Origin of the sequence: Streptomyces fractus (assembly GCF_049844455.1) — a bacterium.
Classification (GTDB): domain Bacteria; phylum Actinomycetota; class Actinomycetes; order Streptomycetales; family Streptomycetaceae; genus Streptomyces; species Streptomyces fractus.
Window position 1 is genome coordinate 4,197,721 of record NZ_JBMYHI010000002.1, and the last position, 23,003, is coordinate 4,220,723.

22 protein-coding genes are annotated in these 23,003 nt (G+C 72.1%); 12 read left to right on the forward strand and 10 right to left on the reverse strand.

The genetic code is table 11. The features are described from left to right. Nucleotides 1-93: 93 nt before the first annotated feature. Nucleotides 94-1,080: a helix-turn-helix transcriptional regulator gene (locus tag ACP4E5_RS20870; RefSeq protein ID WP_425830882.1), complete on the forward strand. Its 987-nt coding sequence runs from the start codon at nt 94-96 to the stop codon at nt 1,078-1,080. A 10-nt stretch (nt 1,081-1,090) separates the two neighbouring features. Here ACP4E5_RS20870 and ACP4E5_RS20875 read toward each other — a convergent pair whose 3' ends face one another. Then, the gene (locus tag ACP4E5_RS20875; protein WP_425830884.1) at nt 1,091-2,392 is read right to left on the reverse strand and encodes a helix-turn-helix domain-containing protein; all 1,302 of its coding nucleotides are present in this window, start codon (nt 2,390-2,392) and stop codon (nt 1,091-1,093) included. 176 nt (nt 2,393-2,568) lie between these two features. Here ACP4E5_RS20875 and ACP4E5_RS20880 point away from each other — a divergent pair, with 176 nt between their 5' ends. After that, nucleotides 2,569-3,249 (forward strand): DUF4232 domain-containing protein, encoded by a 681-nt coding sequence (locus ACP4E5_RS20880; RefSeq protein WP_425830886.1) that lies wholly within the window; start codon nt 2,569-2,571, stop codon nt 3,247-3,249. Nucleotides 3,250-3,359: 110 nt separating this feature from the next. Then, nucleotides 3,360-3,725 carry a PH domain-containing protein gene (locus tag ACP4E5_RS20885; RefSeq protein ID WP_425830888.1) on the forward strand — a complete coding sequence of 122 codons (366 nt, stop codon included), beginning with the start codon at nt 3,360-3,362 and terminating at the stop codon, nt 3,723-3,725. 22 nt (nt 3,726-3,747) lie between these two features. Here the strand turns inward: ACP4E5_RS20885 and ACP4E5_RS20890 are convergent, their stop codons facing one another. Continuing rightward, the gene (locus ACP4E5_RS20890; RefSeq protein ID WP_425830890.1) at nt 3,748-5,325 is read right to left on the reverse strand and encodes a FadD3 family acyl-CoA ligase; all 1,578 of its coding nucleotides are present in this window, start codon (nt 5,323-5,325) and stop codon (nt 3,748-3,750) included. 98 nt (nt 5,326-5,423) lie between these two features. Between ACP4E5_RS20890 and ACP4E5_RS20895 the strand changes: the two genes are divergently transcribed. The 3 genes from ACP4E5_RS20895 to ACP4E5_RS20905 all read left to right on the forward strand — a co-directional run bounded on the left by ACP4E5_RS20895 (nt 5,424) and on the right by ACP4E5_RS20905 (nt 7,909). Continuing rightward, on the forward strand, nt 5,424-6,572 hold the full coding sequence (locus tag ACP4E5_RS20895) for a lipid-transfer protein (RefSeq protein WP_425830892.1): 1,149 nt from the start codon (nt 5,424-5,426) through the stop codon (nt 6,570-6,572). Between the two features lie 105 nt (nt 6,573-6,677). After that, complete coding sequence (locus ACP4E5_RS20900) at nt 6,678-7,136, forward strand: Zn-ribbon domain-containing OB-fold protein (protein ID WP_425830894.1); 459 nt, start codon at nt 6,678-6,680, stop codon at nt 7,134-7,136. Continuing rightward, the gene (locus ACP4E5_RS20905; protein WP_425830896.1) at nt 7,133-7,909 is read left to right on the forward strand and encodes an enoyl-CoA hydratase/isomerase family protein; all 777 of its coding nucleotides are present in this window, start codon (nt 7,133-7,135) and stop codon (nt 7,907-7,909) included. Before ACP4E5_RS20900 ends, ACP4E5_RS20905 begins: the two co-directional genes overlap by 4 nt. Before the next feature lie 6 nt (nt 7,910-7,915). On the opposite strand, the gene ACP4E5_RS20910 is transcribed toward ACP4E5_RS20905, so the two are convergent. The 3 genes from ACP4E5_RS20910 to ACP4E5_RS20920 all read right to left on the reverse strand — a co-directional run bounded on the left by ACP4E5_RS20910 (nt 7,916) and on the right by ACP4E5_RS20920 (nt 11,715). Continuing rightward, entirely contained in the window at nt 7,916-8,437 is a 522-nt protein-coding gene (locus ACP4E5_RS20910) for a hypothetical protein (protein ID WP_425830898.1), read from the reverse strand. Between the two features lie 21 nt (nt 8,438-8,458). Continuing rightward, the gene (afsK, locus tag ACP4E5_RS20915) at nt 8,459-10,840 is read right to left on the reverse strand and encodes a protein serine/threonine kinase AfsK (RefSeq protein ID WP_425830900.1); all 2,382 of its coding nucleotides are present in this window, start codon (nt 10,838-10,840) and stop codon (nt 8,459-8,461) included. Between the two features lie 158 nt (nt 10,841-10,998). After that, entirely contained in the window at nt 10,999-11,715 is a 717-nt protein-coding gene (locus tag ACP4E5_RS20920; RefSeq protein WP_425830902.1) for a VOC family protein, read from the reverse strand. Nucleotides 11,716-11,878: 163 nt separating this feature from the next. On the opposite strand from ACP4E5_RS20920, the gene ACP4E5_RS20925 reads away from it, so the two are divergent. Continuing rightward, nucleotides 11,879-12,526 (forward strand): TetR family transcriptional regulator, encoded by a 648-nt coding sequence (locus tag ACP4E5_RS20925; protein WP_425830904.1) that lies wholly within the window; start codon nt 11,879-11,881, stop codon nt 12,524-12,526. Between the two features lie 78 nt (nt 12,527-12,604). On the opposite strand, the gene ACP4E5_RS20930 is transcribed toward ACP4E5_RS20925, so the two are convergent. Beyond that, entirely contained in the window at nt 12,605-13,081 is a 477-nt protein-coding gene (locus ACP4E5_RS20930) for a nitroreductase family deazaflavin-dependent oxidoreductase (protein ID WP_425830906.1), read from the reverse strand. Continuing rightward, nucleotides 13,081-14,280, reverse strand: coding sequence for an acyl-CoA dehydrogenase family protein (locus ACP4E5_RS20935; protein ID WP_425830908.1), 1,200 nt, complete (start codon nt 14,278-14,280; stop codon nt 13,081-13,083). Before ACP4E5_RS20935 ends, ACP4E5_RS20930 begins: the two co-directional genes overlap by 1 nt. A 104-nt stretch (nt 14,281-14,384) precedes the next feature. Between ACP4E5_RS20935 and ACP4E5_RS20940 the strand changes: the two genes are divergently transcribed. Then, a complete protein-coding gene (locus tag ACP4E5_RS20940) occupies nt 14,385-15,554 on the forward strand; it encodes a thiolase C-terminal domain-containing protein (RefSeq protein WP_425830910.1) in 1,170 nt (389 codons plus the stop codon). Between the two features lie 23 nt (nt 15,555-15,577). Continuing rightward, nucleotides 15,578-16,243, forward strand: a complete 666-nt coding sequence (locus ACP4E5_RS20945; RefSeq protein ID WP_425830912.1) for a pyridoxine/pyridoxamine 5'-phosphate oxidase — start codon at nt 15,578-15,580, stop codon at nt 16,241-16,243. A 42-nt stretch (nt 16,244-16,285) separates the two neighbouring features. Here the strand turns inward: ACP4E5_RS20945 and ACP4E5_RS20950 are convergent, their stop codons facing one another. Together ACP4E5_RS20950 and ACP4E5_RS20955 are read right to left on the reverse strand one after the other, a co-directional pair. Beyond that, nucleotides 16,286-16,726, reverse strand: a complete 441-nt coding sequence (locus ACP4E5_RS20950; protein ID WP_425830914.1) for a Zn-ribbon domain-containing OB-fold protein — start codon at nt 16,724-16,726, stop codon at nt 16,286-16,288. Continuing rightward, on the reverse strand, nt 16,723-17,175 hold the full coding sequence (locus tag ACP4E5_RS20955; RefSeq protein ID WP_266718772.1) for a DoxX family membrane protein: 453 nt from the start codon (nt 17,173-17,175) through the stop codon (nt 16,723-16,725). The genes ACP4E5_RS20950 and ACP4E5_RS20955 overlap by 4 nt, the downstream gene beginning before the upstream one ends. Nucleotides 17,176-17,395: 220 nt before the next feature. Here ACP4E5_RS20955 and ACP4E5_RS20960 point away from each other — a divergent pair, with 220 nt between their 5' ends. The 3 genes from ACP4E5_RS20960 (at nt 17,396) to ACP4E5_RS20970 (ending at nt 21,855) form a co-directional block, all read left to right on the forward strand. Then, complete coding sequence (locus ACP4E5_RS20960; protein WP_425830916.1) at nt 17,396-18,556, forward strand: flavin-containing monooxygenase; 1,161 nt, start codon at nt 17,396-17,398, stop codon at nt 18,554-18,556. Between the two features lie 193 nt (nt 18,557-18,749). After that, a complete protein-coding gene (locus tag ACP4E5_RS20965) occupies nt 18,750-20,972 on the forward strand; it encodes an acetate--CoA ligase family protein (protein ID WP_425830918.1) in 2,223 nt (740 codons plus the stop codon). A 28-nt stretch (nt 20,973-21,000) separates the two neighbouring features. Continuing rightward, nucleotides 21,001-21,855, forward strand: coding sequence for an enoyl-CoA hydratase/isomerase family protein (locus tag ACP4E5_RS20970; protein WP_425830920.1), 855 nt, complete (start codon nt 21,001-21,003; stop codon nt 21,853-21,855). Nucleotides 21,856-21,916: 61 nt separating this feature from the next. On the opposite strand, the gene ACP4E5_RS20975 is transcribed toward ACP4E5_RS20970, so the two are convergent. Further along, nucleotides 21,917-22,942, reverse strand: coding sequence for a GlxA family transcriptional regulator (locus ACP4E5_RS20975; protein WP_425830922.1), 1,026 nt, complete (start codon nt 22,940-22,942; stop codon nt 21,917-21,919). Between the last annotated feature and the right edge of the window lie 61 nt (nt 22,943-23,003).

Here is a 23,003-nt window from a genome sequence, read left to right on the forward strand (position 1 = left end):
CGCGGCTCCACGGTCAGAAAGGGCAGCGCGTGACAGCTTGTTGCCATACCGTCCCTAGCGAGCCGTCACATGGTGGAACGCTGGGGGGCGTTGATGAGTCTGTCCGCGGTGGGGGTAACGGACGAGCAGCTGCGGCTGTACCGGTATCTGTTGAGATCGCCCGGCCGGGGCGCGGGCGACGCGTGTGCCTCGCTCGGCTGGGACCGGGACCGGGTCGACGAGGCGCTGGACGGCCTCCAGGCCAAGGACCTGGTGCGGCTCTCCGACCGGGCCACGGTGCTGGTGTCCGATCCGGCGGTGGCGGTGGAGTGGCTGATCGAGCGGCGGCTCGGTGAGCTGAAGACGGAGGGCGACCAGGTCACGGCGGCCCGCTCGGTGATCACCTCGCTCTCCGAGGACCACCGGCACGGTGTGGAGGAGGCCCCGGCCGGCGAGATCGAGCGCGTCGACGGTCTCGACGCGGTCCGCGAACGCCTCGGTGATCTCGCCTTCTTCACCTTCCGCGAGCTGATGGCGCTGGTGCCGGGCCCCTGGGACCGGGCGGACATCGAGCAGGCCCGCCCGTCCGACCTGCGGATGCTGCGGCGCGGCATCCGCTGGCGCACGGTCGTCGGGCCCGAGGCCGCGGCCGACGCCACCACCACCGCGTATCTGCGCGAACTCACCGAACTGGGCGCCGAGGTGCGGTTCACGGAGCTGGCGATCCGGCGGATGGCGATCTGGGACCGGGGCGTAACGATGGTCCCGGCCGATCCGGACGACTACCAGCGGGCGACGCTGATCATCCGCCAGCCCGGCGTGGTCGCCAACACGGTCGCCTGGTTCGAGCAGGTGTGGGGCGCGGCGGGCGAACTCCCGGCGGACGAAGCCGCGAACGACGCGGCCGGACCCCCGCTCTCCGACCTCGAGCGCCGCGTCCTCGACCTCCTCACCCGCGCCGACAAGGACGAGTCGGCAGCCCGCGAGATGGGCGTCTCGCTGCGTACGTTCCGCCGCTACATCTCGGACATCATGCTGCGGCTCGGCGCGGCGAACCGCTTCCAGGCCGGGCTGCTCGCCAAGGAGCGCGGCTGGATCTGACGACGGGCCGCTACCCGGCCTCCCGCTCGATCCACTCGCTGCCGCCCAGCGGGTAGTCGTAGCCGGGACGGCCGGCGTTCGCGCTGGTGCGGAACGGGGTGCCGTCGTTGTCGATGCGCACCGTGCCGTGGCGGTCGCCGCTGGTCCACTCCAGGCTCAGGGTCCAGCGGACATCGTGCCCGGTCGTGTGCGCGTTGACGTAGAAGACCTCCGGGTCCGACTCGCTGACCTTGTACGGGAAGTCGCGCTGCCCGTTCTTGGTGGTGACGGTGGGCCGGCCGTTGTCCAGGTCGACGTCGAACGTCTTGGTGCCGACACCGCCGCCGCAGCCGACGCCCATCGAGTAGTCGTTCCAGGCGAGCGGGGCGCCGCTGCTGACGACGTTCACGTACAGCTTGTTGAGGACCACGGTCTCCTTGCCGGTGCCCTGCACGGTGAGGGCGACACGCTGCTCTCCCGAGGAGACGGCGCCGTACGAGGCGGCCCAGCGCGGTGCGTCCTGTTCGGTGGGGGCGGGCGGACCGACCTGTTCCGGTTCGCTGTTCACGAGGAAGTGCTGGCTGCACGGGCTGTCGTAGACGTAGGGGCGCGTGGCGACGTTCAGCGGGGCGGGTCCGGTGGCCGGGCCCTTGGGGGCGCCGGGCTTCGCGGACGCCGCGCCCTTGGCCGAGCCGGGCGAGGGGTTCTTCGTCGTGGAGCCGCTCGCGGAGGGGGAGCGCGAGGCGGTCGGGGAGCGCTCGCCCCGGTGTGCGCCCTGCCGGGCCGACGGGGAGCCGGAGGCGGTGGCTCCGGCCGCCTGCTGCCGGTCGCTGTCGCCGTCTCCTGACCGGTGGCCGAGGTTCACGGCGAGGGCCGTGGCGGCCAGGATGGTGATCGCGGCGGCGGAGGCGATGAGCGCGGGGCGGCGGCGCGGGGCGGCGGGTGGGGTGGCGGTGACGAGGGGCTCGGGGTCGTCGGGAGCTTCATTTGCGGGAGGCGTGGTTGACGTCGCGGGGCTCTGCCCCGGACCCCGCGCCTCAATCGCCGGCGGGGCTTGAGATGCCGGTTTCTTTCCGCGGGTCGCGTCCGCCAGGATCCAGTGGCGGTGGAGGGTCACCAGTTCGTCCGGGGTCGCCTTGCAGAGGCGGGCGAGACGTTCCACCGGCGCGTAGTCGGTCGGCACGGCGGTGCCGTTGCAGTAGCGGTGCAGCGTCGACGTGCTCATGTGCAGGCGCTTGGCCAGCGCGCCGTAGCTCAGCCCCGAGCGGTCCTTCAACTCCCGCAGCAGCTCCGCGAACTCGTCCCCGGACTCCCCAGACACCCGTTCCTCCATGCCCCCGTGTCCCATTCCCGCGTTCCAGGGGACGTACGTTCCCCCAGGTCAGAGCCCGTTTCGGCGTTCCAGCGTCCCCAACTGGCCGCCAGGTGTGGCGGCCGGGACGGAGTGCCCCACAAGCTCTGGTCATCAAAGCACCACACCGAACCGAACTCCCAAGGGGCACCACGAACATGTCCGGTAACCGCACCTCCCGAGTCCGCCTCCTGACCGCCGCCGCCTCCGTCGCGATCGCCGCGCTCTCGCTCACCGCCTGCAACGACGGTTCGGGCGTCAAGGATGAAGGCGCGTCCTCGGCGTCGTCGGCGGCTTCCTCTGCTTCCCCTTCCTCCTCCGCCTCCTCCTCCGCGCCGGTCGCCGCGAAGACGGACTCCAAGGCGCCGACCGCCGCCACGACCAAGCAGCCGGCCGCCTCCACGAGCCGGTCCCGCCCGGTCACCTGCCAGGGCTCCAACACCAAGACCGTCGCGGCCCCGCTGACCCGCCCCCTCAACCACATGCTGCTCACGGTCACCAACACGGGCTCCAGCACCTGCTACCTCTACGGCTACCCGGCCGTCCGGTTCACCGGGGCCCAGTCCGTGCCCCCGGTCGACGAGAACACCCAGCCGCAGGCCGTCGTCACGCTGAAGCCCGGCGAGTCCGGCTACGCGTCCGTGCGCCTGTCCGCCGCCGACGGCAGCGGCTCCAACGGGTACACCGCGAACGATCTGACGGTGTACTTCCAGAACCGCTCGGGCGGCAGCCTGAACTCCGCCGCCCACCCGTCGCTGCCCGCCGAGGGCCTGCACATCGACGACTCGATCCAGGTCACGTACTGGCAGCAGTCGATGGACGACGCCATCAGCTGGTGACGCCTCCCGGGGCCGCCGGGCCGTCGGGAACCCTCGTACGCGTGCGGCCGTTCTCTGGACGACCGCACGACAGCACGACCGCAGAGCATGATGACGAAACGGGGATCCCGATGGCACTGTTCGGCAACGCCCACACGATCGACCCGGCCAAGGCGGCGCAGGACTACGGGCGGCTGCTCGGTCAGAACGAGCAGATATACGGCGCCTACCAGTTGATACGCGACGCGATCCTGCTCACCGACCGGCGCATGATCCTCATCGACAAGCAGGGGATGACGGGCAAGAAGGTCGAGTACCACTCGGTTCCGTACCGCAGCATCTCCCACTTCGCCGTGGAGACGGCCGGTCACTTCGATCTGGACGCCGAACTCAAGATCTGGATCTCGGGGAACTCGGTGCCGATCGAGAAGACCTTCACCAAGGGGGTCGACATCTACGAGGTGCAGGCGATCCTGACGCAGTTCGTCGCACACTGACGCCGCCCAGGACGGAGGGGCTTCAGGCGCGTGCGGCCCGCAGCTCGCCCTTGACGACCTTGCCGCTCGCGTTGCGCGGCAGGTCCGGGACGAACTCGACGGACCGGGGGACCTTGTAGTTCGCCATCTCGCGGCGGGACCAGGCGATGAGGTCGTCCTCGGTGAGGACGCCGCCGGGCCTGCGCACGACATACGCCTTGCCGACCTCGCCGAGGCGGCCGTCCGGGACGCCGACGACCGCGACGTCGGCCACCGCCGGGTGCAGGCCGAGGAGTTGCTCGATCTCGGCCGGATAGGCGTTGAAGCCGCCGACGATGAACATGTCCTTGATGCGGTCGGTGATCCGGAGGTTGCCGGCCTCGTCCATGACCCCGACGTCGCCGGTCCGCAGCCAGCCGTCCGCGGTGATCGTCTGGGCCGTCGCGGCGGGGTCCTCGAAGTACTCGCGCATGACGTTGAAGCCGCGGACCAGGACCTCGCCCGGCTCACCGGGGGCGGCCGAGTCGACCCGCACCTCCGTGCCCGGTATCGCCCGCCCCGACGTCTCGGCGATCACCTCCGCCGGGTCGCCGCGGCGGCACATCGTGGCGATGCCGCTGGCCTCGGAGAGCCCGTACGCGGTGAGGACCGTGGCCACGTTCAGCTCGCCGCGCAGCCGTTCCACGAGGCGCAGCGGGACCACCGCGGCGCCCGTCACGACGAGCCGCAGCGCCGACAGGTCGTGGGAGTCGCGCGAGGGGTGGTCGAGGAGGGACTGGTGGAGCGTGGGCGGGCCCGGCAGGACCGAGATGCGCTCGGACGCGATGTTGGCGAGGGCCGTGTCCACGTTGAAGACGGGCTGCGGCACCATCGTCGCGCCCCGCATCAGGCAGGCGAGGACCCCCGCCTTGTAGCCGAACGTGTGGAAGAACGGGTTGACGATCAGATAGCGGTCGCCCTCGCGCAGGCCCGCGAGGTCCGCCCAGATCTCGTAGCCGCGCAGGGTCTGGGCGTGGGTGATGACGGCGCCCTTGGGGCGGCCCGTCGTGCCGGACGTGAAGATGATGTCGGAGGCGGCGGAGGGATCGACGGCGGCGGAGCGTGCGCGGACCTCGGCGGCCGTGACCTTGTCGCCGGCGGCCAGGAACTCCTTCCAGCTCCGGTAGCCGGGAGCCTCGGGAGTCCCGTCGCCGAACACCACCACCTGTTCCAGGGCGGGCAGTTCGGCCCCCGCCTCCTGCGCGCGGCGCAGCGACGCGACGTAGGACGTGCCGAGGAAGGTGCCCGTGACGAACAGCAGGCGGGCCCGGGAGCGGGCCAGGATGTCGGCGGCCTCGCCGCCCTTGAAGCGGGTGTTGAGCGGTACGAGGACGGCTCCCGCGCTCACCGCGCCCAGCGCCGAGACGATCCAGTCCAGCGTGTTCGGCGCCCAGACCGCGACCCGGTCCCCCGCCTCGACGCCCGCCGCCATGCACGCCGCGGCGGCCCGCTCGACGCGTTCGCCGAGTTCCGCGTACGAGACCCGGGTGCGCCCCTCGACCACGGCCTCGCGCTCGCCGTACCGTTCGGCCGCGTCCCGCACCAGCTCCGGGACCGTTCCCCACTCGCCATCCGTACGCATCGAACGACCTCCCACAACGCCGTAGCTGACTATCCGTCAGATTAGCTGTAGCCTGACGCGCTGTCAGTACACGGGATTCATGCACTGGGGGTGCGCCCATGGCGGGACTCAAGGACGCGACGGCCATCGTCGGTATCGGACAGACGGCTTTCGCGAAGCAACTCCCGGAATCCGAGAAGACGTTGGCGTGCCGGGCGATCATCGACGCGCTCGACGACGCGGGGATATCCCCGTCCGAGGTCGACGCCTTCGCCTCCTACACGATGGAGGAGACGGACGAGGTCGAGGTCGCCAAGGCCATCGGGGCCGGCGACGTCACCTTCTTCTCCAAGGTCGGCTACGGGGGCGGCGGTTCGTGCGCGACCATCGCCCACCTGGCCGCCGCGGTGGCCACCGGGCAGGCGAACGTCGGCATCGCCTGGCGCTCCCGCAAGCGGGGCTCGGGCCCGCGCCCCTGGAAGAACACGGCCGTCCAACTCCCCACGCCCGCCCAGTGGACGCGGCCGTACGGGCTGCTCCGCCCGGCCGACGAGATCGGCATGCTGGCCCGCCGCTACATGCACGAGTACGGCGCGACCCGCGACCACCTCTTCAACGTCGCGCTCGCCTGCCGCAACAGGGCCAACCAGAACCCGGCCGCGATGATGTACGAGCGGCCCATGACCCGCGACATGTATATGACCTCGCGCTGGATCAGCGAGCCGCTCTGCCTCTTCGACAACTGCCTGGAGACGGACGGGGCTCTGGCCTGCGTCATCGTCTCCGCCGAGCGCGCCCGCGACTGCCGGCAGAAGCCGGTCTACGTGCACTCGGCGGCGCAGGGCCTGCCCTCGCAGCACCACGGCATGGTCAACTACTGGAACGACGACCCGCTGACGGGGCCCGCGTGGACGGCGGCCCGCCATCTGTGGAAGAACGCGGACGTCACCCCCGAGGACGTCGACGTCGCGCAGATCTACGACGCGTTCACCCCGCTCATCCCGCTCTCCCTGGAGGGGTACGGGTTCTGCGGGCGCGGCGAGGGCGCGGCGTTCACGGAGGGCGGCGCCCTGGAGATCGGCGGGCGGCTCCCCATCAACACGGGCGGCGGCGGCCTGTCGGAGGCGTACGTCCACGGCTTCAACCTCATCAACGAGGGCGTGAAGCAGCTACGGGGGGTCAGCACGGCGCAGGTCCCCGACGCGGAGACCTGCCTGGTGACGGCGGGCGAGGGGGTTCCCACCTCCGCGGTTCTGCTGCGCACCTAGTTGTTTCCTTGCGCCGCCACGGCGTTGCGGCCTCGGGGCTCTGCCCCGGCCCCCGCTGCTCAATCGCCGCAGGGGCTTGATCTGCCTACCCGAAGGGACGGCCACATGACAGACGCGACGACGACCTCCCAACTTCTCACCCCCACCCCCGACGACGACGGCGCCCCCTTCTGGGACTACGCGGCCCAGGGCGAACTCCGCATACAGGCCTGCGCCAACCCCACCTGCCAAGAACTCCGTTTCCCGCCCCGCCCCTGCTGCCCGCACTGCCAGTCCTTCGACAGCGAATGGCGCAGGATGAGCGGCCGCGGACGCGTCTGGTCCTACGTCATCCCCCACCCGCCCCTGCTTCCCGCCTACGCCGCCCAGGCCCCGTACAACGCGGTCGTCGTCGAACTGGCCGAGGCGCCCCGGATCCGGCTCGTCGGCAATCTGGTCTCCTCCGCCGACGCCGCGCTCGACTCCGTGGACCCGGACCGCATCAAGATCGGCGCGCGGGTGCAGGTGGCGTTCGCGGAGGTCGACGGGGTGACCGTGCCGCGCTGGATCCTTGAGCGGTCATGAGCGTCCGCACGGAGGTCGACAAGGGCACGGGCGTCGCCACGGTCACCCTCGACCGCCCGCACCGGCTCAACGCCCTCGACCAGGCGACGGTCGCCGAACTGGCGACCACGTGGCGGGAGTTCCGGTTCGACGACACCGTACGGGCGGTCGTTCTCACCGGGGCCGGTGACCGGGCGTTCTGCACGGGCATCGACCGCGGGTGGGACGTGCCGCAGCCGGACTCGCCGTACTCGGCGGACGATCCGCTGCCCACGGTCGGCCCGAAGGCCAACGACCTGTGGAAGCCGGTCATCGCCGCGGTCAACGGCATGGCGTGCGGCGGGGCGTTCTATCTCATCGGCGAGTCGGAGTTCGTGGTGGCGGACGAGACGGCGACGTTCTTCGACCCGCACACCACGTACGGCATGGTCAACGCCTTCGAGTCGATCCACCTGGCGCAGCGGATGCCGCCGGGCGAGGTGGCCCGGCTCGCCCTCATGGGCTCGGCGGAACGGATGTCGGCGCGGCGGGCGCACGAGACGGGCCTGGTGTCCGAACTCACGCCGCCCGGTGGCGCGTTGGAGGCCGCGGTGCGTTGCGCGACGGTCATCGCGGGCCACCCCACCGAAGCCGTACAGGGCACGGTGAAGGCGCTGTGGGCGGCGAAGGAGGCCACCCGGTCGCATGCCTTCGCGCGCGCCCCGGACCTGATCAAGCTGGGCAACCTGCCCCCGGAGCGGCAGGCCGAGCTCTTCAACTCCCGTACGCAGAGCCGGGAGTTCAGGGTGCGCTGAGCGCGGTCAGCGCCGCACGAGGGCTTCGGGGTCGATGTCGCAGTGGTCGACCTTCGCGGCGAGGCCCTTGCCGCCGACCGGCACCTTGGCGGTCACCCTGCCATTCGCCGGCACCTCCACCTTGTGGAAGAGGGCGCTCACGTCGGCGCCGCGCGCGTCGAGGAAGGAGGCGTGGACGTCGAACCGCGCGCGCCTGCTGTTGGGGTTGGTGACCTGCACGGTGGCGTACGCCTGCCGTGCGTCCGCGCACTTGATCAGCACCACGGTGCCGTTCCGCAGGCCCGTCGGGGACGCGGACGAGGTCGACGTCGTCGTGGGCGTGCGGTGTCGGGTGCGCCTGCTGTAGCCGCTGCCTCCCTTGGAGAGGCCGGAGGACGACGAGTCGTGCTTCTGCGAGGAGCTGCTGCACCCGCCCCCGCTGCCGCTGCCGCGGCTCTTCGAATGCCCGTGGCCCCGGCCGGTGGTGAACCCCGTGAGGGCCACCACCACCATCGCCGCCACCGCTGTCAGCTTCAGTCCCCGTTTCATCACGCGGGGCACCCTATCGGCTCAACGGCTGGTGCCCGTCCCCTTCTCCGCGTCCAGCGCGTACACGCAGCGGTCCTTGCTGCACGCGTAGACGACGCCGTCCCTGACGACCGGTGTGCCCGTGATCTCGCCGCCCGTGGCGAGCTTCCAGCGCAGCCGGCCGTCGTCGGCCTTCAGCGTGTAGAGCAGGTGGTCCGTGGAGCCGAAGTGGATGCGCTCGTCCGCCACCACGGGCGCCCCGACGATCTCGCCGCCGGCCTGGAAGCGCCACTTCGGGGTGCCGGTCACGGCGTCCAGCGTGTAGAGCCCCTGGCCGCTGCCGACGTGCACGTGGCCCTGCGCGACGAGGACCGGGTCGACCGACGCGGGCCTGGCCTCGGTCGCGATGCGCCAGCGGTCACGGCCGTCGGAGGCGTCGAGCGCGTACACGGTGCCGAGGTGGTCGACGAGGTAGACGCCACCGCCGGTGACCGCGGGGCCCGCGGCGAACGCGGGCGGGCTGAGGAACACGGCGGGCGCCTCGAAGTGCCAGCGGACGTGCCCCGATGCGGCGTCGATGGCGAGGACGCGGGTGCCCGCGGCGACGTACACGTAGCCGTCGGACGCCGGCGTGAGGCGCATCGGGACGCCGCCGCAGGAGGCCGCGTCGCCGATCGGGTACGACCAGCGCTCGTCCCCCGTACGGGCGACGAGGGCGCGCAGCCTCGCGTCCTGCCATACGTAGACGATGCCGTCGTGCACGACGGGTCCGGCCTCCGCGGCCTCGAAGTCGGTCTGGCAGCCGGTGATCTCCCAGAGGACGTCGCCGCTGACGGCCTCGCGGGCCTGCACGCCGCCGCCGCGGGTGGCGGTGACGACGGTGCCCTGGTCGGCCGCCAGCGCGTACACCCAGGCGTCGGTCTGGATCCGCCACAGGTCGCTGCCGTCGCGGGCGTCGAGCGCCCACAGGGTGGGGCCGTCCGAGGCGTGGATGCAGCCGTCGGCGACCGCCATCGACCAGGCGACGTCGCGGGTCTTGAAGCGGCGCCGCCCGGTGGCCACGTCCAGGACGTGCACCTCGAACGACGTGACGTAGACGAGGTCGCCCGCCACCTTGGGCGTGCCCCACACGTCGTTCGACATGCGGAACCGCCAGGGCCGCCAGGCCGCGCCCTCGGCCACGGCGGGCGCGGGCACGGCCGGTTCGTGCGAGCCGTTCACGGCGGGTTTGGAGCGGGACCAGGATCCGGCGAGGCCCGATTCGGCGGGCGGCGCCTTCACGGCGGCGGCCCGCGCGTCGGCGACCCGCGGGCCGGGGCCGATCGGCACCTGCGCGCCTGCGAGGTGCACGGGCCCGTCCGCGACGAGGCTCTGGCCCGCGGGCACGGGCGAGTGCCGCCAGCCGTCCGCGCCCACGGGGGCCATCGGCGAGGGGGCGGGCGGCTGCGACGGCATGGCGGGGATGGGCGCGCCACCCTGGCCGTTCGGGGCGGCGGGCGCCCGGTTCATGGGCGGCTTGGGGGCGGGGCGGCCGCCGCGGCGCGACTCGATCAGCGCGACGGACCGCTCGGGCAGCCAGGCGGACGCGGTGCCGCTGTCGTCGCTGCCCGCGCCGAACAGGTGCGGGGCGAGCTGGGACTGAAGGTCGGCGGGTGAGGGCCGCCGCGCCGCGTCCATCTGCATGCACGCTTCGAGCAGCGGCCGCAGCTCCTCGGGGAGTCCCTCCAGGTCCGGGCCCTCGCGCAGCAGCATGAACACGGTCTCGACGGGGTTCGCGCCGTGGAACGGGGCGTGCCCGGTCGCCGCGAAGACGAGGGTCGAGCCGAGCGAGAAGACGTCGGAGGCCCCCGTCACGCTGCGGGAGTCCTTCGCCTGCTCGGGCGACATGTACGCGGGCGTGCCCACCGCCACGTTCGTCATCGTCAGGCGCGTGTTCGAGACGCCGGACGCGATGCCGAAGTCGATGACGCGCGGGCCGTCCTCGACGACCAGCACGTTCGACGGCTTGAGGTCGCGGTGCACGAGGCCCGCGCCGTGGATCGACTGGAGGGCCTCGGCGACGCCCGCGGCGAGCCAGCGCACGGCCTGGGCGGGCAGCGGCCCGGTCTCGTTCACTATTTCTTCGAGGGAGGGCGCGGGCACGTACGCGGTCGCGAGCCAGGGCACGGCCGCGCGCGGGTCGGCGTCGACGACGGCTGCCGTGTAGAAGCCGGACACCGCCCGCGCCGCCTCGACCTCGCGCGTGAAACGGACCCGGAAGAGCTGGTCCTCGGCGAGTTCCGTACGCACCGTCTTGATCGCCACGCGCCGGCCCGAGGCCGAGCGCGCCAGATAGACCAGGCCCATGCCGCCCGCGCCGAGCCGTCCCAGAACCTCGAACGGACCGATCCGCCTCGGATCGTGCTGCGTCAGCTGATCCACCACTTGCCTGCCACCTCCCCGTGCGGGCCACCGCACTCACGGCCCCCGTCAGCGTCTCACCACCGAAGCGCCACGGCGGCACGCACCCCGATTCTTCCTGTCTCGGCCCTCAGTTGCGAACCTCGGGTCAAAACGGGATGTCTCGGAGCATTCGGGGCCCCTCACGCCTGCTCGCACACCGCGAACACCGCCCCTTGATCATCCTCGATCACGGCGACCCGTCCGTACGCCGTGGTGCGCGGCCCCACCCGCACCCGCCCGCCGAGGCGGACCGCGGCCGCCGCCGTGGCGTCGGCGTCGGCGCAGCCGAAGTGGAGCAGGAACCTGCCGGGCCCCTCGGGGACGACCCTACGGCGGACGGCCGCCGCGAAGGCCCCCTCTCCGAATACGGCCCCGTAGAAGGAATCGCTCAGCGCGGGATCCGGCGTGAGCAGTTCGGCGCCACAGAACGCCCCGACCCCGCCCACTCCCTCGAAGCCCCGGTGACTCCCCGCCTGTCGCAGCACGAACGCCGCCCCCTCGGGCCCCCGCGCGAGCGCCACCGTCGCCTCGGTCCCGCCGGACAGCGGTCCCGCCACGATGTGCCCGCCCGCCGCGAAGACCCGTTCGGCGGCGGCGTACGCGTCGCGCACGGCGAGGTGGACCCGCCAGCGGGCGCCCCGGTTCGCGGGGGCGAGGGCGGCGACGCCTAGGTCCTCGCTGTAGGCCGCCGTGTAGTAGCCGCGCTCGGCGCCCGCGCCCTCGTCGAAGGCCCAGCCGAGGAGGTCGCCGTAGAACCGTTTGCCCGCCTCGACGTCCGCGAGGCGGGCGTCGGCCCAGCACGGGGCCCCTTCGGGAAATTCGGGGAAGTCGGGTCTGTCGCGGCGGGCGGGACGCATGGGCGTGACGCTAACCAGGCCGAACGGACCACCGCGCTTTAAATTCGAACGTTTGGCCAATTCTGGTCGCTCGCGGCGCGTCATTTGACCGGAGGTCATGACGGCCAACCCCATTTGCAGTCGGCCAGATCGCGCTCCGATCACCCCTCGGTAAGCTGACGGCATGACAGGACAAGTACGGACCGTCGACGGCCGCGTGGCCGGACGGCGTGGTCAGGCAACACGTCAGAAGCTGCTCGACTGCCTCGGCGAGATGCTCAGCTCCTCGCCCTACCGGGACGTCAAAGTCATTGATGTCGCGCGAAAGGCGGGCACTTCGCCCGCGACCTTCTACCAATATTTCCCGGATGTCGAGGGCGCCGTCCTGGAGATCGCCGAACAAGTGGCCACCGTGGGCGCGGGGTTGACCGAACTGGTCGCGGACCGCTCCTGGGTCGGCAAGTCCGGCTGGACCACGGCGCAGGAACTCGTGGACGGATTCCTGGAGTTCTGGCGCAAGAACGACGCGATCCTGCGCGTCGTCGACCTCGGCGCGGCCGAGGGCGACAAGCGCTTCTACAAGCTCCGGATGAAGATCCTGAACTCGGTGAACAACTCCCTCGCGGACGCCGTCAAGGACCTTCAGGACAAGGGCAAGGTCGACAAGGACGTGAGCCCGGCCGCCGTCGCCGGTTCGCTGGTCGCGATGCTCGCGGCGGTCGCCTCGCACCAGAAGGGCTTCCAGACCTGGGGCGTCAAGCAGGCCGAACTCAAGCCGAACCTCGCGCTGTTGGTGCACCTGGGCGTGACCGGAAAGAAGCCCGCCAAGTAATTCTTCTGGTCCTGTCGTGCAGCGGCGGTTCGCGTGGTGCAACGTGAGCCGCCGCTGTTGCAGTTCCCGGCCGGCCGCTCAGCGGCGCTCGAGCCGGAACAGCCGGATCTCCCGCTCCACCCGCCGCTGGTACGTGGCGTAGGGCGGCCAGAACTTCAGCGCCGCCGCCCAGGCCTCCTCCCGCTCGCTGCCCTGGAGAAGCCGGGCCGTGACCGGGACGTCCGCGCCGCGCCAGTTGATCTCGGCGTCCGGGTGCGCGAGCAGATTCGCGGTCCAGGCGGGATGCCCGGGCCGCCCGAAGTTCGACCCGATCAGCAGCCAGGTCCCCCGCTCCTCCTCGGGCATGCACGCGAGTGGAGTACGCCGCTCGATCCCGCTCTTCGCGCCGCGCGCGCAGAGGATCACACCCGGCAGCATCTGCGCGCTGAGCAGCACCTTTCCCCGCGTGAGCCGGTGCACGGTGCGGTCGAGGACGGGGATGACGTGTGGCGCGAGGCGGCCGAACGTCCGCGTCGACGACACCTTCTGCACCAGCTTGATGCCCGGCGGCGCCATCAGACCGCCACCTCCAGGCCGGAGGCCGGCGCGAACAGCTCGGCGGCCTGCGCGGCGCGGTCGCGCAGCAGGTGCACGGGCCCGAACAGCAGCTCGTCGCCGGTGGCCCGCTTCAGGTACAGGTGGGCGTCGTGCTCCCAGGTGAAGCCGATGCCGCCGTGCAGCTGCACGGCCTCCCCGGCCCCGGTGCGCAGCGCCTCAAGGGCCTGGGCGAGCGCGAGCCCGCCGACCGGCGCCTCATCATCCGTGCTCGCGGCCCACGCCGCGTAGTACGCGGCCGAGCGCGCCGCCTGGACCTGTACGTAGACGTCGGCGAGCCGGTGCTTCACGGCCTGGAAGGACCCGACGGGGCGGCCGAACTGCTCCCGCTCCTTGACGTACGCGACGGTCCGTTCGAGGGCCCGGTCCGCGGCACCGACGGCCTCGGCGGCGAGCAGGGTGGCGGCGGTGTCCCCGACGGCGGCGAGCGCCCCGTTCACATCGCCGTCCTCCTCACCCAGCAACTCGGCTTCCACATCGCGGAGTTCGATGCGCGCCTGCGGCCGCGTCTCGTCCATCGCCGTCTGCCGTACGCGGACGAGGCCGGGGGCGTCCTCGCGGACGAGGAACAGGAGCGTGCGGGAGCGGGCGAAGCCCCCGGTGTGCGCGGCGACGAGCAGCAGCCCCGCGCTGTGGCCGTCGAGCACCTGCTCGGCCTGCCCGTAGAGCCGCCACCCGTTCTCCCGCCGGCCGGCCTGCACGCCGCCGGCCCGGCCGCCGCCCGCCCAGTCCCCGGCGTTGTCGGCGACGAGCCCGAGGGCGGTGGCGAGGCCCGTGCCGGGTACGGCGAGGGTCGCGGTCAGGGCGCCTTCGGCGATCTTCGGCAGCAGCGCGGCGCGCTGCGCGTCGGTGCCGAGCGCGGAGATCAGCGGGGCCGCGAGCCCGCTGGTGGCGAGGAGCGGCGTGGGCGCGAGTGCCCGCCCCAACTCCTCGCCCGCGAGCGCGAGTTCCACGAAGGTTCCGCCCACGCCCCCGCACTCCTCCGGCAGCGCGAGCCCCGGAAGGCCCAGCTCCGCGCTGAGGGTGCCCCACAGGGCGAGGTCATGGCCGGCGGGGGTGCGGGTGGCGGTTTTGACGTCGTCCGGGGTGCAGCGCTTGGTGGCGAGTTCGCGCAGGGTACGGCGGATCTCTTGCTGTTCCTCGGTGAACCTGGCGTCCATGTGGGCCCCTTTCTGACGGGCCGTCATGTTAGAGCCGCGATCGCCGGATGCCCAGAGCCACGCACACTCCTCCACACCCCCGTATCTGATGTACCGTCAGATTCATGACTGAGACGGGAAGCAAGGTCGCCATCACGGGCATCGCCCTCTCCGACTGCGGCCGCGTCGACGAGGCCACTCCCTACGCCCTGCACGCCCAGGCCGCCCGCCGGGCGCTCGCCGACGCGGGGCTCACCCCCGACGTCGTCGACGGCTTCGCGAGCGCGGGCCTCGGCACCCTCGCGCCGGTCGAGGTCGCCGAGTACCTGGGGCTCAAACCCCGCTGGGTCGACTCCACTTCGGTCGGCGGCTCGACCTGGGAGGTCATGGCGGCGCACGCGGCGGACGCGATCCGGGCGGGCCACGCGCGCGCGGTCCTCCTCGTCTACGGTTCCACGGCGCGCGCCGACATCAAGGCGAAGCGCCGCACGTCCAATCTGTCGTTCGGTGCGCGAGGGCCCCTCCAGTTCGAGGTGCCGTACGGCCACTCGCTGATCGCCAAGTACGCGATGGCGGCCCGCCGCCACATGCACGAGTACGGCACGACGCTTGAGCAGATGGCCGAGATCGCGGTGCAGGCGCGGGCGAACGCCTCCCGCAACCCCGACGCCATGTTCCGCGACCCCATCACGGTCGACGAGGTGCTCGACGGGCCAATGATCGCCGACCCGTTCACGAAGCTGCACTGCTGCATACGCTCCGACGGCGGGGCCGCGGTGCTTCTGGTCGCCGAGGACCTGGTGCGCGACTGCGCGAAGCCGCCGGTGTGGGTGCTGGGTTCGGGCGAGCACGTGTCCCATACGACGATGTCGGAGTGGGACGACTTCACGGTGTCCCCGGCGGCGGTGAGCGGGCGGCTGGCGTTCGAGCGGGCCGGGGTGACTCCGGCCGAGATCGACATCGCGGAGATCTACGACGCCTTCACGTACATGACGCTCGTGACGCTGGAGGACCTCGGCTTCTGCGCGAAGGGCGAGGGCGGCGCCTTCGTCGAGAAGGGCCGCCTCCTGCACGACGGCGAGCTCCCGACGAACACGGACGGCGGCGGCCTGTCCGCCCAGCACCCCGGCATGCGCGGCCTGTTCCTCCTGGTGGAGGCGGCCCGGCAGCTGCGCGGCGAGGCGGGCGGCCATCAGGTACGGCGTGCGGACGGCTCGCTGCCGCGCCTCGCGGTGGCCTCCGGCACGGGCGGGTGGTTCTGCTCGGCCGGGACGGTGGTGCTGGGGCGGGACTGAGTGGCGGGAGCGAGAATCGGGGGATGGAACCGGAACCCGATCTCGACGCCCTGCTGCGTTCGCTGCGCGTATGGGACACCGAGCTGCCCGCCTTCGACCCGCGGGACACCCCCGCCGCGCCCCTCCCCCTGTTCACGGAGTGGTTCGCCGCGGCCGTGGCGGCGGGTCAGCCCGAGCCGCACACCCCGTCGCTCGCGACGACGGACGCTGAGGGCCGCGCCGATGTCCGTACGGTGATGCTGCACGGCGCTGACGAGGCGCACGGCTGGCACTTCGCCTCGCACGCGGGCAGCGCGAAGGGCCGCCAGCTCGCCGCGCGCCCGTTCGCGGCGCTCGGCTTCTACTGGCCGGTGCAGGGCCGCCAGATCCGGGTCCGCGGCCCCGTCCGCACGGCGCCGCCCGAGGTCGCCCACGCCGACCTGCACGCCCGCTCGACCGGCGCGCTCGCCTCCGCCCTCGTCGGCCACCAGAGCGAACCGCTCGGCTCCTACGAGGAGTTGGAGCGCGCCTCGGACGCGGCGTGGGAGCGCGCGCGGCGCGAACCGGACACCGCCGCCCCGTCCTGGACCGTCTACGAGCTGACCCCGGACGAGGTGGAATTCTTCCAGGGCGACGCCCGCCGACGTCACGTACGCCTCAGGTACCGACGCACGGCGGAGGGCTGGTCCAAGGAACTGCTGTGGCCGTGACCGCGTGGGGGCGGCGTGTAGACGGGGGCGCTCCCAAAGGCCCTACGACGCAGGCTTGAACACCGGCACGGTGAAGTCGTCCCCGCCATCCCGGCTCTCCCGGCTCTCCCGGAAGGCGACCGTCAGGTCCATCCCCACCCTCAGGTCGGCCTCCGCGCAGTCCACGATCTCCGTCATCATCCGCGGCCCCTCGGCGAGGTCGACGACGGCGGCGGTGTACGGCGTGCGGCCCCCGAAGGGCGGCAGATCGTTGCGGTGCACGACGGACCACGTGTAAAGCGTGGCCCGGCCGCTCGCGTCCCGCCACTGCCCGTCCTCGCTCCAGCAGAACGGGCAGAACTCCCGCGGATAGTGGTGGTCACGCCCGCAGGCCCCGCAGTGCCTCAGCAACAGCCGTCCCGCGGCGGCCGCGTCCCAGTACGGGCGGGTGAAGGCATCGGGCTCGGGAACGTCGAAACGTACGTCGGCGGAAGCAGCACTCACGAGAACAGTCCGATCGCGTGGTCGAGGGACCAGGCCTGCCAGGACATGGCGAACAGCGCGACGAGCGAGATGAGCCCCATCATCGCGTTCTGCCCCTGCTCGGCCCAGTCGTGGATCATCAACGTGAAGTAGAGAAGGTTCAGCAGCAGCCCGCCGACCAGTGCGATCGGCGTCAGGAATCCGAGGATCAGGCCGACACCCAGGGCCAGTTCGGCATAGACCACGACGTACGCCATCGTCTTCGGCCGCGGCTTCACGACGACCTCGAAGCCGCTGCGCACCGCGTTCCACTTGTGTTTGCCCGCCACGTCCGCGGCCCACGCGATGCCGGTGCCGCGCTCGAACCAGCCCTTCTTGTCCTTGTGCCGCCAGCTCTCCAGCCACCACAGGCCGAGCCCGATGCGCAGCACGGCGAGCCACTCGGCGCCGCTGAGCCCTATCGCGTCCATGAAGTCCGGCCCCTCCTCCATTTTCTGACGGTACGTCAGTTACCAGGTAGGCCAGTTCAACGCATCCGGCGCCACCTCCGCAAGGGCCCCGCACACAGCAACGGCCGAGCGGCCCCGAGCGCGGCCCGATCGCGAGCCCGCTCGCGGCCCGTGATCAATTCGCAACCGGTTTCCTCCTTGACCGGTCCCGCTCAAACCGGCGCCGGAATACGCTCCGTACATGGCCGACTCCCCACACGCACCGGCACGCAGCCATGAACGCCCGCCCGTGTACGTCATCGGGGGCGGCCCCGGCGGACTCGCCGCGGCCGTCGGCCTCGAGGCGCACGGCGTACGGGCCGTCGTCCTGGAGAAGTCCGACCACGTCGGCGCCTCCTGGCGCGGTCATTACGATCGCCTCCACCTGCACACCACCCGCCGCCTCTCCGGCCTCCCGGGGCTCGCGATGCCGCGCCGCTTCGGCCGCTGGGTCGCCCGCGACGACGTCGTGCGCTACCTGGAGAAGTACGCCGAGCACCACGACCTGGAAGTCGTCACGGGCGTCGAGGTCACCCGCGTCGAGCGGGCCCCCGACGGTTCCGGGTGGCTGCTGCGGGCCACCGGCGGCCGCGAGCTGACCTCGGCCGCCGTGGTCGTCGCCACCGGCTACAACCACACCCCGCACCTGCCCGACTGGCCCGGCGCCGCCACGTACACCGGGAAGCTGCTGCACGCCGGCGAGTATCGCAACCCGGCCCCCTTCACCGGCCAGGACGTCCTCGTCGTCGGCGCGGGCAACACCGGCGCCGAGATCGCCGTCGACCTCGTCGAGGGCGGCGCCGCGCGTGTCCGCATCGCCGTGCGCACCGCGCCGCACATCGTGCGCCGCTCCACGCTCGGCTGGCCCGCCCAGCGCACCGGCATCCTCTGCCGGCGCCTGCCGGTCGGCCTGGTCGACCGGCTCGCCGTGCCGCTCGGCAGGATGAGCGTGCCCGACCTGTCCGCGCAGGGCCTGCCGCGCCCCGACACCGGCCTCTACTCACGGGCGCGCGAGGGCGCCATCCCGGTGCAGGACGTCGGCTTCATCGACGCCGTACGGTCCGGGAAGGTCGAGCCCGTCGCCGCCGTCACCTCCTTCGACGCGGACGCGGTGGTCCTCTCCGACGGCACCCGCGTCACCCCGGACACGGTGATCGCGGCCACCGGATACCGACAGGGCCTGGAGGACCTGGTCGGCCACCTGGACGTCCTGGACCCGGCCACGGGGCGGCCGCGCCGGACCGCTTCGGCCCCCGGTCTCCACTTCACCGGATACACCAACCCGATCTCCGGCATGCTCCGCGAACTGGCCCTGGACGCGGGCCGCATCGGCAAGTCGGTGGCCGCGCAACTGCCCGCATGACCGCCTCGCGGACACCCGCCCAGCACGCACCGAGCACTCTCCGCGGAACATTCGCCCCATCTCTTTGCCTGCAGCCCTGTTCCTGACACAGTGTCAGTTCAGTAATCTGACTATGCGTCAGTTTTTCCTCGGGGGGACTTCGAGGCACTGCACAGGCAAGAGATGTCGCTGACACACAGGAGCGGGCGGACCGATGCTTGGATCGACGTACGGCACCCTGACCACCGACTCCCGCCGGGCCCGCGTGATCGCCTGCGGTGAGCAGCCCGGACCCGCCGTGCACGGGCGGGCCGGAACCGAAGAGCTGGACGTCAGCGGGCGACCGCTGCACTCCGACGTACCGGATCTGGACCGGTTCTTCCGGCCCGAGTCCGTCGCCGTCGTCGGCGCGTCCGACGCCGAGGGGCGGCCCAACACCGGCATCACGCGGCAGCTGATGAGCTGGGCGGAGCGGGTCGGCGCCCGCCTCTACCCCGTACACCCCACCCGCGAGTCCGTCTTCGGGCTGCCCTGCTCGCCGTCCGTCGCCGAGCTGCCGGAGCAGGTCGACCTCGCGGTCCTCCTCGTCGCCGACCCGCTGCCCGTCATCGAGCAACTCGCGGACACCAAGGTGAAGTTCGCCGTCGCCTTCGCGTCCGGCTTCGCCGAGACGGGCGGCGAGGGCGCGGCCGCGCAGGAGCGCCTCTCCGCCGCCGTGGAGCGGTCCGGGCTGCGGCTGCTGGGCCCGAACACCAACCTCAACGCCTTCGAGCGCTTCCGCGAGGACCTGGACGGTCCGGCCATCGCGCTCATCACGCAGTCCGGCCACCAGGGCCGCCCCGTCTTCGCCCTCCAGGAGCTGGGCATCCGGCTCTCCCACTGGGCGCCGACCGGCAACGAGGCCGACCTGGAGACCGCCGACTTCATCTCCTACTTCTCCCAGCGGCCCGAGGTCGGCGCCATCGCCTGCTACGTCGAGGGCCTCAAGGACGGGCGGTCCTTCCTGCTCGCCGCCGACCGGGCGGCGCGCGAAGGGGTGCCGGTCGTCGCCGTGAAGGTCGGGCGGACCGAGACCGGCGCGCGCACCGCGGCCTCCCACACCGGGAAGCTCACCGGCGCCGACACCGTCGTGGACGCCGCCATGCGGCAGTTCGGCGTCATCCGCGTCGACGGGCTCGACGAGCTCCAGGACACCTCCGCCCTGCTCGCCCGCGCCAAGCCGCCGCAGGCCGACGGCGTCGTCGTCTACTCGATCTCCGGCGGCACCGGCGCCCACTTCTCCGACCTGGCGACGGAAGCGGGACTCCAACTCCCCACGCTCCCGCAGGAGAAGCAGGACGAGCTGCACCAGTGGATACCCGACTACCTGAGCGTCGCGAACCCGGTCGACAACGGCGGTCACCCGGTCGGCGACTGGCGCGGCCGGAAGATCATCGACGCGATCCTCGCCGACCCGTCCGTCGGCGTCCTCATCTGCCCGATCACCGGCCCCTTCCCGCCCATGAGCGACAAGCTGGCCCAGGACCTGGCGGACGCGGCCGAGCAGACGGACAAACTGGTGTGCGTGGTGTGGGGCTCCCCCGTCGGCACCGAGGAGGCCTACCGCACGACGCTGCTCGGCTCCTCGCGCGTGGCCACCTTCCGCACCTTCGCCAACTGCATCACCGCGGTCCGCGCCTACCTCGACCACCACCGCTTCACGGCCTCGTACGTCTCCCCCTTCGACGAGGCGCCGCGCACGCCCTCCCCCTCGTTCCGCAAGGCGCAGGCCCTGATGCGCCCGGGCCACCAGCTGAGCGAGCACGCGGCGAAGCAATTGCTGCGGGCGTACGGGATCCGCGTACCGCGCGAGCAACTGGTGACGAGCGCCGCCGCGGCGGTACGGGCCGCGTCCCTCGTCGGCTACCCGGTCGTCATGAAGGCATCGGCTCCCCAGCTCGCCCACAAGTCCGAACTCGGCCTGGTCAAAGTCGGGTTGACGTCCGCGAGCCAGGTCCGCGACGCCTATCGCGAACTCACCGACATCGCGCGCTACGAGGGCATCGAGCTGGACGGCGTGCTCGTCTGCCAGATGGTCGAGCGGGGCGTCGAGATGGTCGTCGGCGTCACCCGCGACGACCTGTTCGGCCCCACCGTGACCGTCGGCCTCGGCGGCGTACTCGTGGAGGTGCTGCGGGACACCGCCGTCGCCGTGCCGCCCTTCGGCGAGAGTCAGGCGCGGGCCGTGCTCGACCAGCTCCGCGGGCGGGCCCTGCTCGACGGGGTCAGGGGGGCGCCCCCCGTCGACATCGACGCGCTGGTCGAGGTGATTCTGCGCGTGCAGCGGATGGCCCTCGAACTCGGCGACGACCTCTCCGAGCTGGACATCAACCCGCTGATGGTGCTGCCACGCGGCCAGGGCGCGGTCGCCCTCGACGCGCTCGCGGTGTGCCGCTGACCACCCACCGACCAAACGGAGCTCCCCCATGACCAAGCCCTCCCCCGCAGACCCCGAACACTCCGAACACTCCGAACACTCCGAAGAATCCCTGACCTCATTGGTACTGCACGCCACTGACAACGGCGTCTCGTGGATCACCCTCAACCGCCCCGAGGCGATGAACGCCGTCACCTGGGACCAGCGGGAACGCGTCATCGCGCTGCTCGGCGAGGCCTCCGCGGACCCGGACGTACGGGCCGTGGTGATCACCGCGACGGGCAAGGGTTTCTGCGCGGGCGCGGACCTGCGGGGCGGGAGCCCGGAGTCCGGGGAACGGGTCGTGGGGGACGTCGCCCGAATGATCCGTCTCGGCGCGCAGCGGCTGATCGCCGCGATCCAGGACTGCGAGAAGCCGGTGATCGCGGCGGTGAACGGCACGGCGGCCGGCATCGGCGCGCACCTCGCACTCGCCTGCGACCTGGTGCTGGCCGCCGAGTCGGCACGCTTCATCGAGGTCTTCGCCCGCCGCGGCCTCGTCCCGGACGGGGGCGGCGCGTACCTCCTCCCCCGCCTGATCGGCCCGCAACGCGCCAAAGAACTCATGTTCTTCGGCGACGCGGTGCCCGCCGCCGACGCGGAACGCCTCGGCCTGGTCAACCGGGTCGTACCGGACGGCGAGTTGACGAAGGTGGCGCGGGAGTGGGCCGAACGCCTCGCGACGGGCCCGACGCGTGCGCTCGCGATGACCAAACAACTGGTCAACGCAAGCCTCGACTCCGACCGCGCCACAGCCTTCGCAGCGGAGGCCACGGCTCAGGAGCTGAACATGTCCACCCACGACGCGAACGAGGGCGTCGCGAGCTTCGTGGAGCGCCGGAGGCCGGAGTTCCGGGGCCGCTGAGACGGTTGAGCGCGTGACTGTGACGGGAGATGACGACCAGGCCGTCATTTCCCGTCACAGTTCAGTGCGGTCCCGCGTGCCCCACCGCTCCCCCCGACACCCCCGCCCGGAACGTCCTCCGGTACGACGTCGGCGTCACCCCCACCGACGCGTGGAAGTGTTGGCGGAGGGACTGGGCCGTGCCGAAGCCGGACTGGCGGGCCACCTCGTCCATGGAGAGGGCCGACGTCTCCAGGAGGTGGCGGGCGCGTTCCACTCGCTGGCCCGTGAGCCACTGGCCGGGGCTGACGCCCACCTCCTCGCGGAAACGGCGCGTGAACGTGCGGACGGACAGGGATTCGCGGGACGCCAGGTCGCGGAGCTGGATGGGCTCCCCCAGGTGCTCGAGGGCCCACGCGCGGGCGCGCGCGGTGGACGCCAACTGGGGCTCCGGAAGCGGGCGTTCGATGTACTGGGCCTGACCGCCGTCCCGGTGCGGAGGTACGACGGTGCGGCGGGCCACATCGTTCGCGACCGCCGCTCCGTGGTCGCGCCGCACCAGGTGCAGGCACAGGTCGATTCCCGCCGCGACGCCCGCCGATGACAGCACGTCGCCGTCGTCGATGAACAGGACGTTCGGGTCGACCTTGATGTGCGGGAAGAGGTTCTGGAAGTGGTCGGCGTCCGCCCAGTGCGTCGTCGCGGGCCGGCCTTCCAGGATTCCGGCCGCGGCGAGGACGTAGCTGCCGGTACAGATGGACACCATGCGCGTACCGGGGCGGATCCAGGCGAGCGCCGCCTCCAAGTCCGGGGTGAGGACGCCCTCTTCGTAGACGGGGCCCATCTCGTACGACGCCGGGACGATCACCGTGTCCGCCGACCTCAGCACCTCCGGTCCGTGCTCGACGTGGATCGCGTAATCGGCGTCGGTCTGTACGCGGCCGGGCTCGCGGACCGCGCAGGTCACCACCTCGTACAGCCGCTCCCCCGCGGCATCACGCGCCCGGCCGAAGATGCGCTGGGGGATGCCGAACTCGAAGGGGATGAGGCCGTCGAGCGCGAGCACCGCGACGCGGTGCGGGGTGTGCCGTTCACTACGGGAGGCCATGGCCCGATCCTAACGAACAATGGCATTCGGGCCACTCGTTCCGGGTGCTGATTTCTTCGAG

Bases quoted from the DNA above. Each gene is read 5' to 3' on its own strand.
- ACP4E5_RS20875 (WP_425830884.1), bottom strand. From the start codon at position 2,392: ATGGAGGAACGGGTGTCTGGGGAGTCCGGGGACGAGTTCGCGGAGCTG.
- ACP4E5_RS20900 (WP_425830894.1), top strand. From the start codon at position 6,678: ATGACAGACGCGACGACGACCTCCCAACTTCTCACCCCCACCCCCGAC.
- ACP4E5_RS20930 (WP_425830906.1), bottom strand. From the start codon at position 13,081: ATGGCGCCGCCGGGCATCAAGCTGGTGCAGAAGGTGTCGTCGACGCGG.
- ACP4E5_RS20955 (WP_266718772.1), bottom strand. From the start codon at position 17,175: ATGGACGCGATAGGGCTCAGCGGCGCCGAGTGGCTCGCCGTGCTGCGC.
- ACP4E5_RS20885 (WP_425830888.1), top strand. From the start codon at position 3,360: ATGGCACTGTTCGGCAACGCCCACACGATCGACCCGGCCAAGGCGGCG.
- ACP4E5_RS20940 (WP_425830910.1), top strand. From the start codon at position 14,385: ATGACTGAGACGGGAAGCAAGGTCGCCATCACGGGCATCGCCCTCTCC.
- ACP4E5_RS20945 (WP_425830912.1), top strand. From the start codon at position 15,578: ATGGAACCGGAACCCGATCTCGACGCCCTGCTGCGTTCGCTGCGCGTA.
- ACP4E5_RS20965 (WP_425830918.1), top strand. From the start codon at position 18,750: ATGCTTGGATCGACGTACGGCACCCTGACCACCGACTCCCGCCGGGCC.
- ACP4E5_RS20960 (WP_425830916.1), top strand. From the start codon at position 17,396: ATGGCCGACTCCCCACACGCACCGGCACGCAGCCATGAACGCCCGCCC.
- ACP4E5_RS20905 (WP_425830896.1), top strand. From the start codon at position 7,133: ATGAGCGTCCGCACGGAGGTCGACAAGGGCACGGGCGTCGCCACGGTC.
- ACP4E5_RS20920 (WP_425830902.1), bottom strand. From the start codon at position 11,715: ATGCGTCCCGCCCGCCGCGACAGACCCGACTTCCCCGAATTTCCCGAA.
- ACP4E5_RS20925 (WP_425830904.1), top strand. From the start codon at position 11,879: ATGACAGGACAAGTACGGACCGTCGACGGCCGCGTGGCCGGACGGCGT.
- ACP4E5_RS20975 (WP_425830922.1), bottom strand. From the start codon at position 22,942: ATGGCCTCCCGTAGTGAACGGCACACCCCGCACCGCGTCGCGGTGCTC.
- ACP4E5_RS20935 (WP_425830908.1), bottom strand. From the start codon at position 14,280: ATGGACGCCAGGTTCACCGAGGAACAGCAAGAGATCCGCCGTACCCTG.
- ACP4E5_RS20870 (WP_425830882.1), top strand. From the start codon at position 94: ATGAGTCTGTCCGCGGTGGGGGTAACGGACGAGCAGCTGCGGCTGTAC.
- ACP4E5_RS20910 (WP_425830898.1), bottom strand. From the start codon at position 8,437: ATGAAACGGGGACTGAAGCTGACAGCGGTGGCGGCGATGGTGGTGGTG.
- ACP4E5_RS20890 (WP_425830890.1), bottom strand. From the start codon at position 5,325: ATGCGTACGGATGGCGAGTGGGGAACGGTCCCGGAGCTGGTGCGGGAC.
- ACP4E5_RS20895 (WP_425830892.1), top strand. From the start codon at position 5,424: ATGGCGGGACTCAAGGACGCGACGGCCATCGTCGGTATCGGACAGACG.
- ACP4E5_RS20970 (WP_425830920.1), top strand. From the start codon at position 21,001: ATGACCAAGCCCTCCCCCGCAGACCCCGAACACTCCGAACACTCCGAA.
- ACP4E5_RS20880 (WP_425830886.1), top strand. From the start codon at position 2,569: ATGTCCGGTAACCGCACCTCCCGAGTCCGCCTCCTGACCGCCGCCGCC.